Raw genomic sequence first — 16,751 nt, forward strand, 5'->3', positions numbered from 1 at the left:
GTTCAGACGAGTGCTCTTCCGATCAAGGCCGGCGCGCATCGCCGGGCTCGCGGCCCGCGGCGTGGTCTCCGCCGTGGAGGCGGAGCGGCTGCAGGCCGCCTTCGCGACGCTGCTGGATGCGGTGCTGCGCCAGCAACTGGCGGATGAGGCGGCCGGGCTCGTTCCGGGCAACCTGGTGGACACGGCCGCGCTGGCGCCGCCGCAGCGCGCGGCGCTGAAGGACGCGCTGAAGGCGGTGCGCAGCTTCGCGAAGACCGCTGCCGCCGACCTCACGGGCCGCGTCTGGTGAGGCGGTCAGAAATGCCGCGCGTTCTCCACGATCCGCTCGGTCATCGAGCTGCGGAAGGCGAGATCCGGCAGGTTCAGCGACCCGCGCGCTGCGGCGCGCGCCAGCAGGCTCATCCACAACACGGCGGTCGCGCGCGCATCGCCAAGCGCGTGGTGCCGATGCTCGATCACCAGTCCCGCGCGGCCGCAGAGCCCGTCGAGCGAGACATCCGGCTCGCGCGGGTCGAGCCAGCGCGCCAGCGTCATCGAGCACATGGCGGGATTGGGCAGGCGCGGCGCGCCGCGCCGCTCCGCCGCGCCGGCGAGCGCGGTCAGGTCGAAGGCGGCGTTGTGTGCGACCAGCACGGCGCCGGCGGCGAAGTCGCGGAAGGTCGCGATCGCCTCGGCCGCGCCCGGCGCGCGGGCGACCATCGCATCCGTGACGCCGTGATAGCGCGTGCTGACCGGCGGGATCGGGCGCCCGGGATTCACCAGCGTGTCGAAGTTGCCGGTCTCCACCCCGCCTTCAAGGCGAACCGCGCCGATCTGCACGACGTCATCCGAGATGCTGGGGCGCAGCCCCGTCGTCTCGAGGTCGAACACGACATAGGGCACCGATTCCATCGGGCCGTCCGGCAGGGGTGCCGCGGCCGGGGCGAGCGGCGAGCCGGCGGGGACCGCCGTGAAGAGGGCCCGCCAGGACTGCCATAGACCTCCCGCCATGCGCGGGACGATGGCACACTGGCCGGCAAGAACGGAAGCGGCGCGAAGGCCGCGCAGAGGAGGAGGGCGCGCGATGGACGGCAGCACCGGGGCCAGCCGCTACGACGAGGTCTATGCGGCGTGGAAGGCCGATCCCGACGCCTATTGGTCACGCGCCGCCCGCGCGATCGACTGGGAGGTCGCGCCCAGGACCATCTTCGACCCGAAGATGGGCGTCTACGGTCGCTGGTTCCCCGACGGGCGCCTGAACACCTGCTGGAATGCGATCGACCGCCACCTCGGCGCCGGCCGTGGCAACCAGCCCGCGCTGATCTGGGACAGCCCGATGACCGGGCGCAGCGCGACCTTTACCTACGCGCAGCTGCACGACCGCGTGGCGCGCTTCGCCGGCGCGCTGGCCGCGCGCGGGGTCGAGGCCGGCGACCGCGTCATCATCTACATGCCGATGGTGCCGGAAGCCGCGATCGCCATGCTGGCCTGCGCGCGGCTCGGCGCCGTGCATTCGGTGGTCTTCGGCGGCTTCGCGGCGGCCGAGCTCGCGGCGCGCATCGCCGACGCCAAGCCGAAGGTGATCGTCTCCGCGAGCTGCGGGCTCGAGCCGGGGCGCGTGGTGAAGTACAAGCCGCTGCTCGACGCGGCGATCTCGCTCTCGCCGCACCAGCCGCAGCACTGCCTGATCCTGCAGCGTCCGGAGCAGCCCTGCGAGCTGACGCCGAGCCGCGACGTGGACTTCCTCGCCGCCGAGGCCGAGGCGCCGCACATGCCCTGCGTGCCGGTCGCGGCGACCGATCCGCTCTACATCCTCTACACCTCCGGCACGACGGGCGCGCCGAAGGGCATTGTGCGCGACAATGGCGGCCACGCCGTCGCGGTGATGAACTCGATGGCGATGCTCTACGGGTTGAAGGCCGGCGACGTCATGTGGACGGCATCTGATGTCGGCTGGGTGGTGGGGCACAGCTACATCGTCTACGGGCCGCTCTTCGCCGGCTGCACGACGGTGATGTACGAGGGCAAGCCGGTCGGCACGCCCGATCCCGGCGCCTTCTGGCGCGTCTGCCAGCAGCACGGCGTGAAGGTGCTGTTCACCGCGCCGACCGCACTGCGCGCCATCAAGAAGGAGGACCCCTCGGGCGCCTTCGTCGCGAAGCACGATTTGTCGAAGCTCGAGGCGCTGTTCCTCGCCGGCGAGCGCTGCGACCCGCCGACTGCGGAATGGGCGAGCGCGCTGCTGAAGAAGCCGGTGATCGACCATTGGTGGCAGACCGAGACGGGCTGGTGCATCAGCGGCAACTTCCGTGGCTTCGGGCTGTTCGAAAGCCGCTTTGGCTCCGGCGGCAAGCCGGCGCCGGGCTACGATCTGCGCGTGCTGGACGAAGGCGGGCAGGAGGTGCCGCGCGGGCAGATCGGCACGCTCGCGGTGAAGCTGCCGCTGCCGCCGTCGAACCTGCCGACGCTGTGGCACGCCGACGACCGCTTCCGCAGCGCCTATCTCGAGACCTTCCCGGGCTACTACAACACCTCGGATGCCGGGATGGTGGATGCGGACGGCTATGTCTGGGTGATGAGCCGGACCGACGACATCATCAACGTCGCCGGCCACAGGCTGTCCACCGGGGCGATGGAGGAGGTGCTGGCGGGCCATCCCGACGTCGCGGAATGCGCGGTGGTGGGCGTCAAGGATTCGCTGAAGGGCCAGGCGCCGATCGGGCTCGTGGTGCTGAAGGCCGGCACGACGAAGGACGAGGCGACCATCGCGAAGGAACTCGTCGCGCTGGTGCGCGAGAAGATCGGGCCGGTCGCGGCGTTCAAGGATGCGCGGGTGGTGGCGCGGCTGCCGAAGACGCGGTCGGGCAAGATCCTGCGCGGCACGATCCGCAAGATCGCCGATGGCGAGACCTATGCGGTGCCGCCGACCATCGACGATCCGGCGATCCTCGACGAGATCGGGGACGTCCTGAAGGCGGCGGAGAAGTAGCATGGACGGCGGCGCGCCCCTGCTGCTGCGCACGGATGCGGACGGCATCGCGACGCTGACGCTGAACCGGCCGGAGGCGCGCAACGCGCTGTCCTTCGCCATGCTCGGCGCGCTGCAGGAGGCGCTCGCCGGCATCTCGGAGGATGCGCGCGTGCGCGTGGTGATCCTCGCCGCCGAGGGGCCGGTGTTCAGCGCCGGGCACGACCTGCGGGAGATCACCGCGCATCGCGCCGATCCTGACGGTGGCCGGGGCTTCTTTGACGCCGCCATGACGCGCTGCGCGCAGGTGATGCAGGCGGTCGTCGCGCTGCCGCAGCCGGTCATCGCGCAGGTGCAGGGCGTGGCGACGGCGGCGGGCTGCCAGCTTGTCGCGACCTGCGACCTCGCCGTCGCCTCCGACCAGGCACGCTTCTGCACGCCGGGCGTGGATATCGGCCTGTTCTGCTCCACCCCCGCCGTCGCGCTGTCGCGCGCGGTCGCGGCCAAGCCCGCGATGGAGATGCTGCTGACTGGCGAGATGATCGGCGCCGAGCACGCCGAGCGCATCGCCCTCGTCAACCGCGTCGTGCCCCATGAGCGGCTGGCGGAGGAGACGATGGCGCTTGCCACGCGCATCGCCGAACGCAGCGCGCATACGGTGCGGATCGGCAAGGCGGCGTTCCATCGCCAGCGCGGCTTGCCGCTGGCCGAGGCCTATGCACATTGCGCCGCGGTGATGACCGAGAACCTGCTGGCCGAGGACGCGATCGAGGGCATCGGCGCCTTCCTCGGCAAGCGCAAGGCAGTGTGGAAAGACAGATAGATGGCCGCCCGCGACTACGACGCCCTGCCGCGCGTCCCCGCCAACCACCAGCCGCTGACGCCGCTGCTCTTCATGGAGCGCGCGGCGCAGGTCTTCCCGCACCACACCGCCGTGGTGCACGGCGCGTTGCGACGGAACTACCGGGAGCTGCGCGACCGCTGCGTGAGGCTGGCGCACGCGCTGTCGAAGCGCGGCATCGGCCGCGGCGACACGGTGGCGGCGCTGCTGCCGAACACGCCCGCCATGCTGGAATGCCATTACGGCGTGCCGATGACGGGCGGCGTGCTGAACACGCTCAACACGCGGCTGGATGCCGGGACCATCGCCTATTGCCTCGACCATGGCGAGGCGAAGGCGGTGATCGTGGACCGCGAATTGGTGCCGCTGCTGCGCGTCGCTCTGACGCAATGCAAGGTGCAGCCCCTTCTGATCGAGGTGGATGATCCGGAGGCTTCCGACGCGGCGCGCGCCAACCGGCTGGAGGGGGCGACGGACTACGAGGCGTTCCTGGCCGAGGGTGATGCATCCTGGTCCTGGGTGATGCCCGGCGACGAGTGGGATGCGATCACGCTGAACTACACCTCCGGCACCACCGGCCGGCCGAAGGGCGTCGTGTATCACCACCGCGGCGCGCAGCTGCTGGCGATCGGCAACGTGCTGAGCGCGGGGATGGGCAAGCATCCCGTCTATCTCTGGACGCTGCCGATGTTCCACTGCAACGGCTGGTGCTTCCCCTGGACCGTCACGGCGCAGGCCGGCACGCATGTGTGTTTGCGCGCCGTGCGCGGGCCCGACATGTGGCGGCTGATGGCGCAGGAAGGCGTCACGCACATGTGCGGCGCGCCGATCGTCATGTCCACGCTGCTGGCGACGCCGGAGGCCGAGAAGGCGAAACTGCCGCACCAGGTGCAGTTCGTCGTCGCCGGCGCCCCGCCACCCGAGGCGGTGCTGGCCGCGATGCGCGCGGCCGGCTTCGCGGTGTGCCACGTCTATGGCCTGACCGAATGCTACGGCCCCTCCGTCGTCAACGAGTGGCACGCCGAGTGGAACACGAAGCCTGCGCAGGAGCAGGCTGGGCTGATGGCGCGCCAGGGCGTGCGCTACATCGCGCTCGAGGGCCTGACGGTGATGGACCCGGACAGCATGACGCCGATCCCCGCCGACGGCACGGCGATGGGCGAGGTGATGATGCGCGGCAACGTGGTGATGAAGGGCTACCTCAAGGACAAGGAGGCCACCGACAAGGCCTTTGCCGGCGGCTGGTTCCACACCGGCGACCTCGCGGTGACCTATCCGGACGGCTACATCCAGCTGAAGGACCGCTCGAAGGACATCATCATCTCGGGCGGCGAGAACATCAGCTCCATCGAGGTCGAGGACGCGCTCTACAAGCATCCCGCGGTTGCCGTTGCGGCGGTGGTGGCGAAGCCCGACGAGAAATGGGGCGAGACGCCCTGCGCCTTCGTCGAGCTCCGCCCTGGCATGAGCGCGACGGCCGAGGAGTTGATCGCGCATTGCAAGCAGCACCTTGCCGGCTACAAGGTGCCGCGCCACGTGGTCTTCGACGAGCTGCCGAAGACGAGCACCGGCAAGATCCAGAAGCACGTCCTGCGCACGAAGGCGAAGAGCTGATGACCGATCGCGAGGCCATCGAGGCCGTGGTGCGGACCTATCTCGACGGGCTCTACGAAGGCGATGCCGACAAGCTCGCGCATGCCTTCCACCCAACCAGCGCGCTGACGCAGTGGTGGGAGGGGGAGCTGAAGATCACGCCGCGCGACGCCTGGCTGGAGGCGGTGCGCAACCGTCCCTCGCCGAAGTCCCAAGGGTTGGCGCGGCATGACGAGATCCTGTCGATCGACGTGGTCGGCCCCGACATGGCGCTGGTCAAGCTGCGCTGCGCCATCCCGCCGCGCTTCTTCACCGACCTCCTGTCGCTGCTGCGGATCGATGGGCGGTGGCAGGTGGCGCAGAAGGTCTTCATGACGGAGCTGCGCGGCTGACGGCGCGCGCGCCGAACGACTGCGAATCTTTTCTTGCACTGCGGCGCGGACACCTCCACCTTCGTCCTAGTCGTCAACAACCGAAAGGAGGTGATCCAGTGTCTCATTGCAGTTCGGCGGATGCCGTGTCCGCGGCCTGGATCATCGCTGGCGCCACTGCGGCGGCGAGTCACCAGGCCTAGCCGGCGCAAGCCACCGGCAATGTGGAAGGCCCGGGAGAGCGCTCTCCCGGGCCTTCTTGCTGTCGAAGCCTATCAATCGTCGTCGTCGTCGTCCCCGCGCCGGAAACGTCGTGGCGGTTCCCAGAACGGCCAGACCACGACACCGCCAGGCTGCCACTGGCGATAGCCACGCGACTCCCGCTCGCGCCACCGTTCCTCCCGCACCCAGCCGCGGCGGCCGTAGCGATCCTCCACGACATAGCTCTCGACCTTCGAGCAGCGGCCGTTGGAGCAGTTGGAGGAAGAGTTGGAGGACTGGCTCCCGGCCAGCGCCGGCGGCGCGGCGAGCAGGACGGGGACCAGCAGCAGGGACCGGATGCCGCGCATCGTTGCCTCCTCTCGGATGACGACATCGGGCACCGCGCCGGCGGCGACCGCGGGGCGGCTTCGTGGCGTTACCGGGGCAATCAGGCCGGGCGCCCGTAGCCTTTCAGCTGCGTGGCTGCCTCGGCGAGCTCGGCGTCGGTGAGCAGCATCGGGTCGAGGCCGGCGGCGAGCAGGTCGAGATACTGGCCGGCCAGGTTCTCCACTTCCCGCGCCAGCGCGACCGCGCCGGCGAGCGTCGCGCCGATCGCGACGACGCCGTGATTGGCGAGCAGCGTGGCGCGCAGATGCGACCCGAGCGCGGTGACGCAGGATTGCGCGAGCGCCTCGGTGCCGAAGGTCGCGTGCGTCGCGCAGGGGATCGCGCCGGCGCCGGCCAGCGTGATCATGTAGTGGATCGGCGGGATCGGCCGCCGCGCGCAGGACAGCGCGGTGGCGCGCGGGCTGTGCGTATGCACCACGGCCTGTGCGTCCGGCCGCACGCGGTAGATCGCGGCGTGGAGGCGCCATTCGGAGGACGGGCGGCCATTCGACAGCGGCGCGCCGTCCGCCGCGCACTCCACCAGGTCGTCTGCCGTCATCGCGGCATAGGCCAGGCCCGACGGCGTGATCAGGAAGCCGCGCGGCGTGCGCAGCGAGAGATTGCCCGACTTCTGCGGCATGAAGCCCGCGGCATCGAGCGCGCGGGCCGCTTCCACCAGCGCCGCGCGATCCGCCATGGCTACTGCGCCTGCGCGCTCGCGTCCGAGCGTGTCGCACCGACGCGGAGGGCGAGCGCCGCGGCCATGAACTCGTCGAGCTCGCCGTCCAGCACCGCGGCCGGGTTGCCCTTCTCCACGCCGGTGCGCAGGTCCTTCACCATCTGGTACGGCTGCAGCACATAGGACCGGATCTGGTGGCCCCAGCCGATGTCGGTCTTGCCGGCTTCGGTCGCGGCGTTGATCGCCTCGCGCTTCGACAGCTCCAGCTCATACAGGCGCGCCTTCAGCATCTCCATCGCGATGGCGCGGTTGCGATGCTGGCTGCGGTCCTGGGTGGACGCCACCACGATGCCGGTCGGGATGTGGGTGAAGCGGACGCCCGACTCCGTCTTGTTGACGTGCTGGCCGCCGGCGCCGGAGGCTCGGAAGGTGTCGGTCTTCAGGTCGGCCGGGTTGATCTCGATCTGGATGCGGTCGTCGATCACCGGATAGACGTAGACGCTCGCGAAGCTGGTCTGGCGGCGCGCGGCGGCGTCGAAGGGGCTGATGCGCACCAGGCGGTGCACGCCGCTTTCCGTCTTCAGCCAGCCATAGGCGTTGGCGCCGCTCACCTGGATCGTCGCGCTCTTCACGCCGGCCTGCTCGCCGTCGCTCCGCTCCGTCATCGCCACCTTGTAGCCATGCGCCTCGGCCCAGCGGCTGTACATGCGCAGCAGCATCTCGGCCCAGTCCTGGGCCTCGGTGCCGCCGGCGCCGGCGTTGACTTCCAGGTAGCAGTCGTTGGCGTCGGCCTCGCCCGAGAGCAGGCTTTCGATCTCGCGTCGCTTGGCCTCGGCCGCCGCGGCGCGGAGGTCGGCGAGCGCCGCGTCCACCGTGCCCTGGTCGCCCTCTGCCTCCGCCAGCTCGATCAGCTCGAGCGCGTCGGCGACGTCGCGTTCCAGCTTCTGCACGCCCTCGACCTGGGCGGCGAGACGGTTGCGCTCGCGCATCACCGCCTGCGCTTCCTCCGCCTTGTTCCAGAGGTCCGGATCCTCGGCGCGCGCGTTCAGCTCGGCGAGCCGCACGACGGCGGCGTCCCAGTCGATGTGGTTGCGGAGCAGCGCGATGCTCTCCGCGATCTCGGCCTTCAGCCGGTCGGACTCGGCACTCATGACGGGCGGCTCAGTACAACCCGCCCAAACCCCGGTCCAGGCCGGCGGCGGCCGCACCGCCGCTGGCGCCGCCGAAGGGATCGGAGGGCGGACGCGCGCTGTTCTCGGTGCCGGGGCGGAAGGCCTCCAGGATGGTCTGGCCGTTCTCCAGCTGCAGGCGCACCAGCGCGGTGCCGGGGGGCGCGCGGAAGGGAATGGGCGGGCTGCCCTGCAGGGCGGCGGCCATCACGTCGCGGAAGATCGGCGCGGCGAGGCGGCCGCCGGTGACGTCGGCATCGGGTGCGCCGGCGACGGCCATGCTACGCGGCTCGTCGTAGCCGACCCACACCGCGACCACGAGGTCCGGGGTGAAACCCACGAACCAGGCGTCCTTGTAGTCGTCCGTGGTGCCGGTCTTGCCGGCGACGGGGCGGCCGAGGCCTTCCCCGGCGCGCGTGCCGGTGCCGCGCTGCACGGTGCCCTGCAGCAGGCTCACCATCTGGAAGGAGGCGATCGGGTCGGCGATCTGGCGCCGTTCCTCCGTCAGCTGGGGCGGGCCGGCGGCGAAGTTCTCGCCCTCGCAGCCGCCGCAGCGGCGGAGGTCGGTGCGCCACACCACGCGGCCGTGGCGGTCCTGCACGGTGTCGATCAGCGTCGGCGTGATCTGCCGGCCGCCATTGACGAAGCCCGCATAGCCGGCGGCCTGGCGCAGCACCGTCGTCTCGCCGGCGCCGAGCGACATCGCCAGGAAGCGCGGCATGTTCGGGATCACGCCGAAGCGGCTCGCGGTGTCGGAGACGGCCTGCATGCCGACCTGCTGGGCGAGGCGGATGGTGACGAGGTTGAGGCTGCGCTCCATCGCGCTGCGCATCGTCACCCAGCCTTGCGGCGCGCCGCCGCCGTAGTTGCCGGGCCGCCACATGCCCTGCGGCGTCATGATCTCGACCGGCGCGTCGAGCAGCAGCTGGTTCGGCGGCACGCCCTGTTCCAGCGCGGGGAGGTAGACGAAGGGCTTGAAGGAGGAGCCGGGCTGGCGCATCGCCTGCGTCGCGCGGTTGTACCAGGACTTGTCGAAGGACCAGCCGCCGGCCATCGCCAGCACGCGGCCGTTGTTGGGGTCGAGCGCGACGACGGCGCCTTCGACCTCCGGCACCTGGCGCAGCGCGAGGCGTTCGGGGCGGAGGGCCTGGCGGGCGCCCTGGGGGCTGCCCTGGGGGCCGGCGGTGGTGGTGACGGCGGCGGGCTGCATCTCCACCAGCACGACGTCGCCCACATTGAGCACGTCCTGCATGCGGCGCGGCACGGGACCGAGCCGGCCGTCGCGCACCGGGCGGGCCCAGGTGACTTCCTCGAAGGCCAGCATGGCGGTGCGGGGCTGCGGGGTGGCGCGCGGTTCGGGGCGTTCCAGCCAGGCCATGCGGGCCTCGCGGTCGCGGACCTCGAGCGCGACGGCGAGGCGCCATTCGGGGAGCATGCCGGGCACGCGGGGGACGGCCTGCAAGGCGGGCAGCCACTCCGTGGCCGAGGCGTTGATCTGCGCGACGGGGCCGCGCCAGCCGCCGCGGCGGCGGTCGAACTCCATCAGGCCGCGGCGCAGCGCGCGTTCGGCTTCCAGCTGCAGCGCGGGCTCGAGGGAGGTGCGGACGACGAGGCCGCCCATCGTCGTCTGCTCGGCGCCGAAGCGGGCGATCAGCTCGCGCCGCACCTCTTCCGAGAAGTGGCCGCCGACCTGGATCATGTCGGGGCGGCGGGTCGGGCGCGGCGTCAGCGGCTCGGCCCGCGCGCGGTCGGCTTCCTCGCGCGTCACGAAGCCGTCCTCGACCATGCGGGTCAGCACGTAGTCGCGGCGCGCGCGGGCGGCTTCGGGGAAGCGCACCGGGTTGAGGTTGTTCGGCGCCTTCGGCAGGGCGGCGAGGAAGGCGGCTTCCGACAGCGTCAGCTCGTCGAGCGACTTGTTGAAGTAGGTCTGCGCGGCGGCGGCGACGCCATAGGCCTGCTGCCCGAGGAAGATCTCGTTCAGGTAGATCTCGAGGATGCGGGCCTTCGGCATCGCGTTCTCGATGCGGACCGCGAGGATGGCCTCGCGCACCTTGCGCATCAGGGTGCGGTCGGCGCCGACCAGCATGTTCTTGGCGACCTGCTGGGTGATGGTGGAGGCGCCGATGGGGCGGCGGCCGGTGCCCATCTGCTCGACATTGACCATGACGGCGCGGGCGATGGCGACGGGGTCCACGCCGTGGTGGGTCCAGAAGTTCTGGTCCTCGGCGGCGACGAAGGCCTGCTGGACGCGCTGGGGGATGGCCTCGATGGGCACGAAGACGCGGCGTTCCTGGGCGAGCTCCGCCATCAGGCGGCTGTCGGCCGCGTAGACGCGCGACATCTGCGGCGGCTGGTAGTCGGCGAGCCAGGAATAGTCCGGCAGTTCGGAGCTGGCGTTGCGGTAGAGGGCGAAGCCGGCGACGCCGGCAGCGAGCGCGCCGGTGACGCCGAGGACCAGCATGGTCTTGAAGAGGAAGCCGAGCGTGCCGCCGAAGCGGCGGCGCTTCGGGCGGTCCTTGCGGCGGGTGTCCTTGGGCGGCGGGGGCGGCGAGGCGGGGCGATCGCCGCCCAGCCGGCCCTCGGCGCGGAGCTCAGGGGTGTCCATGGGGGAGTGCATACACCAGCCGGGGCGGGGGCGGGTATGGCGGCGGTGCGCGCGCGGGGTGTTGTTCCGCGGGTGTGGCGGGGGCGCGCGGCTTTGGCGCTTTACCGCTTTGGCACTTTGGCCGGGCGTGCGGGTCGGGGGGTTTCGGACAAATCGACGGGCCAGCAGCGGGGGCGGCGACTTTAGCGCTTTGGCCCTCTACGCGGGTGCGTGTGGCGCAATGCGGGTTCGGACAAATTGACCGGCCTGGGGGGAGGCGGTGACCGGGGGCAGATGCACGGGTTGAAAGAGCGGGCCCGTTACTAGGACGTATTACCTACCCTGCGCGCTCGGCCGGGGAAGGTCCAGGGGAATCGGCGGCGTGCGGCATGCTTGCGGGCCGAGCGTCTGTCATGGGCGGGAACCGGACCGTGTCCGGGCGCCCTACCGCCTGACCCGTGCATCCCGTGACTTCGGGGCTGGTTCGGCCGCTGCCAGGGGCGCCTCGTGTCGCGTCACCCCGAGAGCAGCCACCGCAAGTTCGAGCGTCGTCTCGCGCGCGACCGCCTCGGCGCCCGCAGGCGGGGCGGAATCGCGGGGCCGCCGCATGGCCATCCAGGCCAGCATCTCGAGGACGGCGCGCGCCATCATCCGCGGATCGAGGTCTCGTCGCACGCTTCCGCTCGCCGCCAGGCGCTCGATCGCAGCGGTGAAGTCGGCGAAGGCCTTATCTCGCAGCCCCACCGTGTAGGCATCCCGGATCTCCGGAACTTCGGCGCCCAGTCTGTCGAGCAGCAGGATGAGCGGTGCCTCCCGCTCCAGCAGGTCGTAGAGCTCCGCGAGCAGGGCACGCGGCGCGGCCGCGCCTTTCGCCTCCCCGGCCGCGACGGCCGCGATACGGGGCATTGGGAGCCGCGGACCCAGCGCCTCGGCGAGAGTGGCGGATAGGTCGGGCTCGATCGGTCCATCGCCGGGCTCCGGCAGCCCGAGGCGGGCTGCTGCCCGGATCGCAAGATCGAGCAGCGCCGTCTTGTCGGCCGCGTAGAGATAGACGGTCCCGGCGGCCACCCCCGCCTCGCGCGCCACGTCGGCGACCTGTGACAGCCGGAAGCCCTGGCGGGTGAAGACGCGGGCGGCGGCGTCCGCGATGGCCGCAAGCCTGCCCGGCGCGGCACGCGGGCCCCTGCGCGTTGCAGGCCTTCCCGAATTACTGAATGATCGGTTCATTCATTGAGCGTAGGTGCCCCATGCCCCCCCTGTCCAGCCCCCGCCGCCACGACGTGGACAACCTTCGCAGCCTCGCTGTCCTGATGCTCGTCCCCTTCCACACTGCGCGGCTGTTCGACGCCACGCCCTGGCACATGAAGGACGCCAACGCCCCCTTCGGCGCGGCCTCTGTTCTGCTACGCACGATCGAATTCTGGCAGATGCCGCTGCTCTTCCTGCTGGCCGGCACGGCGGCCGCCTATGCGCTCGCGGCGCGCGGCCCGCTGGCCTTCCTGCAGGAACGGGTTGCACGCCTCCTCCTGCCGCTGGCCTTCGGCATCCTCATCCTGGTGCCGCCGCAGGTCTGGGCGGAGCGCGTGACGCCGGCGGCGCCGCTGCGGCAGAGCGCGCCCGTCTTCGAGGGCGGTTTCGTCGAGTTCCTGCCGCACGCTCTCGTCTGCTGCTACCCGGCGGCCAACTTCTCCTGGCACCACCTGTGGTTCCTACCCTACCTGTTCGTCTACGCCGTCCTGCTGGCGCTGGTCTCGCGCGCCGGGGATGGCGCGGGGCTCGCGCGCTGGGCCGCAGCCCGCCCCTGGCGACTGGCGCTGCCCATCGCGCCGCTTGCAGCCCTTGAGATCGCGCTCCGGCCCGCCTTTCCGGGCAGCCATGACCTTGTGAAGGACTGGGCGAACCACGCGCATTACGGGCTGCTGGTGATCCTCGGCTGGTGGTTCGGCCGCAACCTGACGCTGTCCGCTGCGATCGCACGACATCTTGCCTTGTTCGCGGGGCTCGCGGCGTTGGCCGCGACGCTGTGGTTCGCGGCGATGCCTGTGGCGCGCGGTGGACTCGGCGCGGTCGAGGTCGCGCCCCAAGCCCGGCTCGCTCTCCGCACCGCGGCGGAGTGGCTGGTCCTACTCGCGCTGCTCGGCGCCGGCCGGCGCTGGCTCGCCCGGCCGATCCGCCCCCTCGCGGCCTTCGCGCCGCTGTCCATGGCCTTCTACATGCTCCACCAGACCATCATCGTCCTGCTGGGCTGGGCGCTGTTCGGCTGGCAGGACGCGCCGCTCCTGAAGGGCCTCGCGATCGCGGGTGCGGCGGTCGTGATGAGCTTGGCCGGTGCGGCCCTGGTGGCTCGCTCGGCGTCGCTGCGGCCGCTGTTCGGCATGGGTCTGCCGCGCCGTGCTCCGGCCGCCAGGTCAGTTGCTCGCGTGCCGCTGATCCCGACGTCGCAGTTCGAGCCGCCCTTCGCTGCGTCCATCCTCGTCGCAGGCCGGCCCAGAAAGGAAGCGATTCGCCATGACCGGTGAGTTCGACGCCGTGTCGCGCGCTACGCCGCGCAGTGCGCTCATGCTCGCGGGCGTCCCTGGGATCCTGTCGCTGTGCCTCATGCTGCCCGAGGTGCCCGGCGTGCCGACAACGGCGCTGCTGCTGCAGCCCACACTGCTCCTGGTCGTCGCCGCCCTCGCGGGCAGCCGGCTGGCGGTCCGTGCCGACCTGCGTCTCGCCGACAGCGTCTCGCTCGCCCGGCGGGCAGGGCAGGTGACGGCGGGCGCGCTGTTCGGCCTCGTCATGGCGGCTGCCGACCACGGTTTGCGCGGCCTGTGGCAGGCGGCCGAGAGCCATCCACCCAGCGTCATCGAGGCGTGGAGCGCCAGCGGACTGGTGGTCGGGCTGCTCTACGGCGCCGTGGTCGAGGAGGTGATGTTCCGCTGGTTTGCGATGAGCCTTCTCTTGGTGGCGCTCGCGTGGCTCGTCGCGGACCGCACGGCACGCCCGCCACACTGGATCATGCCCGCTGCGGCGATCGGTGCGGCCGCGCTCTTTGCCGCCAGCCACCTGCCGGCGCTCGCCCTCGCCGGATCGCCACCCGCAGCCGGCGCGGTGCTACGCACGCTTCTCCTGAACGGGATGGCGGGCGCGGTCTTCGGCCTGTTCTTCGCCCAGCGCGACCTCGTCGCTGCGATGCTCGCGCACGCCGGCTTGCATCTCGGCTTCGCAGCAGCCGCGCTTGCCGCCGAGGCATGGCCATGACGCGATGTGAGGCGCCGCGCGGAGAGTCCGCTACGGGTCGAAAGCGGCAACAGCTGCAACCCTGAATAGCTGCGCCTCTACACCACCCCCGCCGCCGCGCGCTCCGAGAACCCCCCGCAGCAGCGCGGCGATGACTTCGCCTAATGCCTCCACCGCCGCGCGCCACGGACACCGCGCGCCCCGCGATCCGCTCCGTGCGGCCGGCGCGCGCCGCCAGCGGGCGCAACACGATGTCGGCATCCTGCGCCGAGAAGCTTCCGGGCTGCCCGGCAAAGGGCTCCGAAGTTGATGCGACGCAAGGCAGGCCGGGTCCGGCGGCGGTAGCCTGAGGATCAAACGAAGCCGCGGGCGCGACCGACGGGCGCAGCTTCGACCGCGTGCCCGCGCGCCCCGCGCGGGCCGACGACAGGAGGAACGTCCATGGCTGAGCGAGACGTCGTGATCTGTGCCCCGGTCCGAACCGCGATCGGCACCTTCGGCGGCACGCTGAAGGACATGCCGGCCGCCGAGCTCGGCGCGGTCGCCATCCGCGCCGCCATGGAGCGCGCGGGACTGGACCCGGCCCGGATCGACGGCGTGGTGATGGGCAACGTGATCCAGGCCGGCAACCGCATGAACCCGGCCCGCCAGGCGGCGATCGGCGCCGGCATCCCCGTCTCGGCCCCCGCATTGACGGTCAACCGCGTCTGCGGCTCCGGCGCGCAGGCCATCGCCTCCGCGGCCCAGGAGATCCGCCTGGGCGAGGCGGAGGTGATGATCGCGGGCGGCATGGAGAACATGGACCGCGCGCCCTACCTGCTCCCGAACGGCCGCTGGGGGATGCGCATGGGCGACGGCCAGCTCATCGACAGCATGCTGCATGACGGCCTGAACGACGCCTTCTCCGGCCAGCATTCTGGCTGGCACACGGAGGACCTGGCGACAAAGTGCGGGATCTCACGCGAGGAGCAGGACGCATGGGCGCTCCGCTCGCAGACCCGCTTCTCGGCGGCCCAGGCCGCGGGGCTCTTCGAGGGCGAGATCGCGCCGGTCCAGATCCAGGGCCGCAAGGGGCCGGTCGCGTTCGCGAAGGACGAGCACAACCGGCCGGACACGACCGCGGAGACGCTGGCGAAGCTGCGCCCGGCCTTCCGGAAGGAGGGCACGATCACCGCCGGGAACGCGCCGGGACTGAACACCGGGGCCGCGGCCATGATCGTCGCCGAGCGCAGCGCCGCGGAACGCCTCGGCCTGACACCGATGGCGCGGCTCGTCTCGGCCGGCGTCGGCGCCGTCGAGCCGGGGATGTTCGGGCTCGGGCCCGTGCCGGCCGTGCAGCGCGCCCTGGCGCGGGCGGGCTGGCGCGCGGAGGAGATCGAGCGCGCCGAGATCAACGAGGCCTTCGCGGCGATCGCGATCGCCGTGATGCGCGAGACGGGACTGCGGGAGGAGGCCGTGAACCCCGAGGGCGGCGCGATCGCGCATGGCCACCCGATCGGCGCGAGCGGCGCGGTGCTGGCCACCCGGCTGCTGCATGGCATGGTCCGTGCCGGGCAGCGGCGCGGGCTCGTCACCCTCTGCATCGGCGGCGGGCAGGGCATCGCGCTCTGCCTCGAGCGGCTGTCCTGAGCCGTCGGGACGAGGGCGTGCGGCGAGGTTGTCGACGATGAGCCTGCCCGGCTTCCTGGTGCAGCCGCCGCGCCACCTGTTCTTCACCGGCAAGGGCGGCGTCGGGAAGACCTCGATCGCCTGCGCCTCGGCCATCGCGCTGGCCGAGGCCGGGCGCCGCGTGCTGCTGGTCAGCACCGATCCGGCCTCCAACCTCGACGAGATGCTGGGCGTCGCGCTCTCCGCCACGCCGCGCCCGGTGCCGGGCGTGCCCGGCCTCTCCGCCCTGAACATCGACCCGGACGCCGCGGCCGACGCCTATCGGGCGCGCGTGCTGGACCAGATGCGCGGCGCGGCGGAGACGGAACGCGCGAAGGTGAAGGAGCAGCTCTCCGGCGCCTGCACGACGGAGGTCGCCGCCTTCGACGAGTTCGCCACGCTGCTGGCCGGCGGCGCGGCGGAGCACGACCATGTGATCTTCGACACCGCCCCGACCGGGCACACGCTCCGGCTGCTCAGCCTGCCCGCGGCCTGGTCGGGCTTCCTCGCGGCGAACGAGGCGGGCGCCTCCTGCCTCGGCCCGCATTCCGGGCTGAAGATGCAGGAAGCGCGGTTCCGGCGCGCGATGCAGGCGCTGGGCGATGCGGCGACGACCCTGGTGGTGCTGGTGACCAGGCCGGAGCCCGCGGCGCTCGCCGAGGCGGCGCGCAGCTCGGGCGAGCTGGCGGCGCTGGGCCTCGCGAATCAGCGCCTGGTGGTGAACGGCGTCTTTCGCGCCGCGTCGGAGGATGCGGTCGCGCAGGCCGTCGAGCGGGCCGGCGGGGCGGCGCTGGAGGCCATGCCCGAGGCGCTGCGTGCGCTGCCGCGCGACGAGGTGGCGATGCGCGGCTTCGACATGGTCGGGCTGCCGGCGCTGCGCGCGCTGTTCCGGCCGGATGCGGAGCCGCCGGGGTCGATGGCGGCCGTCGTGCAGGCCGAACCGGCGCTGCCCGGGCTCGACGCCCTCGTCGCGGAGCTCGCCGCGCACGAGCACGGGCTGGTCATGGTCATGGGCAAGGGCGGCGTCGGGAAGACGACGGTGGCGGCCGCCATCGCCGTCGGCCTCGTCGCGCGCGGCCGGACGGTGCATCTCAGCACCACCGATGCGGC

Annotated in this window: 15 protein-coding genes; 9 read left to right on the top strand and 6 right to left on the bottom strand. The window is 72.0% G+C overall.

The genetic code is table 11. From position 1 onward, the window contains the following. Positions 1–289: putative nucleotidyltransferase substrate binding domain-containing protein (locus L2I40_RS07290; protein WP_237214237.1), on the top strand; the 289-nt coding region annotated here is incomplete at its 5' end. Positions 290–294: 5 nt separating this feature from the next. Here the strand turns inward: L2I40_RS07290 and L2I40_RS07295 are convergent. After that, the gene (locus L2I40_RS07295) at positions 295–891 is read right to left on the bottom strand and encodes a 3'-5' exonuclease (protein WP_237214239.1); all 597 of its coding nucleotides are present in this window, start codon (positions 889–891) and stop codon (positions 295–297) included. Between the two features lie 172 nt (positions 892–1,063). Here L2I40_RS07295 and L2I40_RS07300 point away from each other — a divergent pair, with 172 nt between their 5' ends. Genes L2I40_RS07300 through L2I40_RS07315 form a run of 4 tightly spaced genes read left to right on the top strand, consistent with a single transcriptional unit; the run spans position 1,064 to position 5,773 of the window. Beyond that, positions 1,064–2,968 carry a propionyl-CoA synthetase gene (locus tag L2I40_RS07300; protein ID WP_237214240.1) on the top strand — a complete coding sequence of 635 codons (1,905 nt, stop codon included), beginning with the start codon at positions 1,064–1,066 and terminating at the stop codon, positions 2,966–2,968. 1 nt (position 2,969) lies between these two features. Further along, a complete protein-coding gene (locus L2I40_RS07305) occupies positions 2,970–3,770 on the top strand; it encodes an enoyl-CoA hydratase (protein ID WP_237214241.1) in 801 nt (266 codons plus the stop codon). After that, positions 3,771–5,402, top strand: a complete 1,632-nt coding sequence (locus L2I40_RS07310) for an acyl-CoA synthetase (RefSeq protein WP_237214243.1) — start codon at positions 3,771–3,773, stop codon at positions 5,400–5,402. Continuing rightward, positions 5,402–5,773 (top strand): nuclear transport factor 2 family protein, encoded by a 372-nt coding sequence (locus tag L2I40_RS07315; RefSeq protein WP_237214245.1) that lies wholly within the window; start codon positions 5,402–5,404, stop codon positions 5,771–5,773. Before L2I40_RS07310 ends, L2I40_RS07315 begins: the two co-directional genes overlap by 1 nt. Positions 5,774–6,027: 254 nt before the next feature. On the opposite strand, the gene L2I40_RS07320 is transcribed toward L2I40_RS07315, so the two are convergent. From L2I40_RS07320 to L2I40_RS07340, 5 genes are all read right to left on the bottom strand, one after another. Next, the gene (locus tag L2I40_RS07320; RefSeq protein WP_237214246.1) at positions 6,028–6,321 is read right to left on the bottom strand and encodes a hypothetical protein; all 294 of its coding nucleotides are present in this window, start codon (positions 6,319–6,321) and stop codon (positions 6,028–6,030) included. 80 nt (positions 6,322–6,401) lie between these two features. Further along, complete coding sequence (locus L2I40_RS07325; protein WP_237214248.1) at positions 6,402–7,037, bottom strand: class II aldolase/adducin family protein; 636 nt, start codon at positions 7,035–7,037, stop codon at positions 6,402–6,404. A 2-nt stretch (positions 7,038–7,039) separates the two neighbouring features. After that, positions 7,040–8,170 (bottom strand): peptide chain release factor 2, encoded by a 1,131-nt coding sequence (gene prfB, locus L2I40_RS07330; protein WP_237214250.1) that lies wholly within the window; start codon positions 8,168–8,170, stop codon positions 7,040–7,042. 10 nt (positions 8,171–8,180) lie between these two features. Beyond that, positions 8,181–10,793: a penicillin-binding protein 1A gene (locus L2I40_RS07335; protein ID WP_237214252.1), complete on the bottom strand. Its 2,613-nt coding sequence runs from the start codon at positions 10,791–10,793 to the stop codon at positions 8,181–8,183. A gap of 423 nt (positions 10,794–11,216) precedes the next feature. Continuing rightward, positions 11,217–11,999, bottom strand: coding sequence for a TetR/AcrR family transcriptional regulator (locus L2I40_RS07340; protein WP_237214253.1), 783 nt, complete (start codon positions 11,997–11,999; stop codon positions 11,217–11,219). 20 nt (positions 12,000–12,019) lie between these two features. Here L2I40_RS07340 and L2I40_RS07345 point away from each other — a divergent pair, with 20 nt between their 5' ends. The 4 genes from L2I40_RS07345 to L2I40_RS07360 all read left to right on the top strand — a co-directional run. Continuing rightward, complete coding sequence (locus L2I40_RS07345; protein WP_237214254.1) at positions 12,020–13,291, top strand: acyltransferase family protein; 1,272 nt, start codon at positions 12,020–12,022, stop codon at positions 13,289–13,291. Next, positions 13,281–14,015 (top strand): CPBP family glutamic-type intramembrane protease, encoded by a 735-nt coding sequence (locus L2I40_RS07350; protein ID WP_237214256.1) that lies wholly within the window; start codon positions 13,281–13,283, stop codon positions 14,013–14,015. Before L2I40_RS07345 ends, L2I40_RS07350 begins: the two co-directional genes overlap by 11 nt. Before the next feature lie 420 nt (positions 14,016–14,435). Next, complete coding sequence (locus L2I40_RS07355; protein WP_237214257.1) at positions 14,436–15,623, top strand: thiolase family protein; 1,188 nt, start codon at positions 14,436–14,438, stop codon at positions 15,621–15,623. A 37-nt stretch (positions 15,624–15,660) separates the two neighbouring features. After that, a partial coding sequence (locus L2I40_RS07360) for a TRC40/GET3/ArsA family transport-energizing ATPase (RefSeq protein ID WP_237214258.1) occupies positions 15,661–16,751 on the top strand: 1,091 nt, incomplete at its 3' end.

The sequence above is a fragment of the Falsiroseomonas oryziterrae genome (genome assembly GCF_021864505.1).
Classification (GTDB): domain Bacteria; phylum Pseudomonadota; class Alphaproteobacteria; order Acetobacterales; family Acetobacteraceae; genus Falsiroseomonas; species Falsiroseomonas oryziterrae.

Excerpts from the sequence above, each read along its gene's own strand:
- L2I40_RS07340 (WP_237214253.1), bottom strand. The coding sequence starts at position 11,999 with ATGAACCGATCATTCAGTAATTCGGGAAGGCCTGCAACGCGCAGGGGC.
- L2I40_RS07345 (WP_237214254.1), top strand. The coding sequence starts at position 12,020 with ATGCCCCCCCTGTCCAGCCCCCGCCGCCACGACGTGGACAACCTTCGC.
- L2I40_RS07325 (WP_237214248.1), bottom strand. The coding sequence starts at position 7,037 with ATGGCGGATCGCGCGGCGCTGGTGGAAGCGGCCCGCGCGCTCGATGCC.
- L2I40_RS07320 (WP_237214246.1), bottom strand. The coding sequence starts at position 6,321 with ATGCGCGGCATCCGGTCCCTGCTGCTGGTCCCCGTCCTGCTCGCCGCG.
- L2I40_RS07315 (WP_237214245.1), top strand. The coding sequence starts at position 5,402 with ATGACCGATCGCGAGGCCATCGAGGCCGTGGTGCGGACCTATCTCGAC.
- L2I40_RS07335 (WP_237214252.1), bottom strand. The coding sequence starts at position 10,793 with ATGGACACCCCTGAGCTCCGCGCCGAGGGCCGGCTGGGCGGCGATCGC.
- L2I40_RS07305 (WP_237214241.1), top strand. The coding sequence starts at position 2,970 with ATGGACGGCGGCGCGCCCCTGCTGCTGCGCACGGATGCGGACGGCATC.
- L2I40_RS07300 (WP_237214240.1), top strand. The coding sequence starts at position 1,064 with ATGGACGGCAGCACCGGGGCCAGCCGCTACGACGAGGTCTATGCGGCG.
- L2I40_RS07295 (WP_237214239.1), bottom strand. The coding sequence starts at position 891 with ATGGAATCGGTGCCCTATGTCGTGTTCGACCTCGAGACGACGGGGCTG.
- L2I40_RS07355 (WP_237214257.1), top strand. The coding sequence starts at position 14,436 with ATGGCTGAGCGAGACGTCGTGATCTGTGCCCCGGTCCGAACCGCGATC.
- L2I40_RS07350 (WP_237214256.1), top strand. The coding sequence starts at position 13,281 with ATGACCGGTGAGTTCGACGCCGTGTCGCGCGCTACGCCGCGCAGTGCG.
- prfB (WP_237214250.1), bottom strand. The coding sequence starts at position 8,170 with ATGAGTGCCGAGTCCGACCGGCTGAAGGCCGAGATCGCGGAGAGCATC.
- L2I40_RS07310 (WP_237214243.1), top strand. The coding sequence starts at position 3,771 with ATGGCCGCCCGCGACTACGACGCCCTGCCGCGCGTCCCCGCCAACCAC.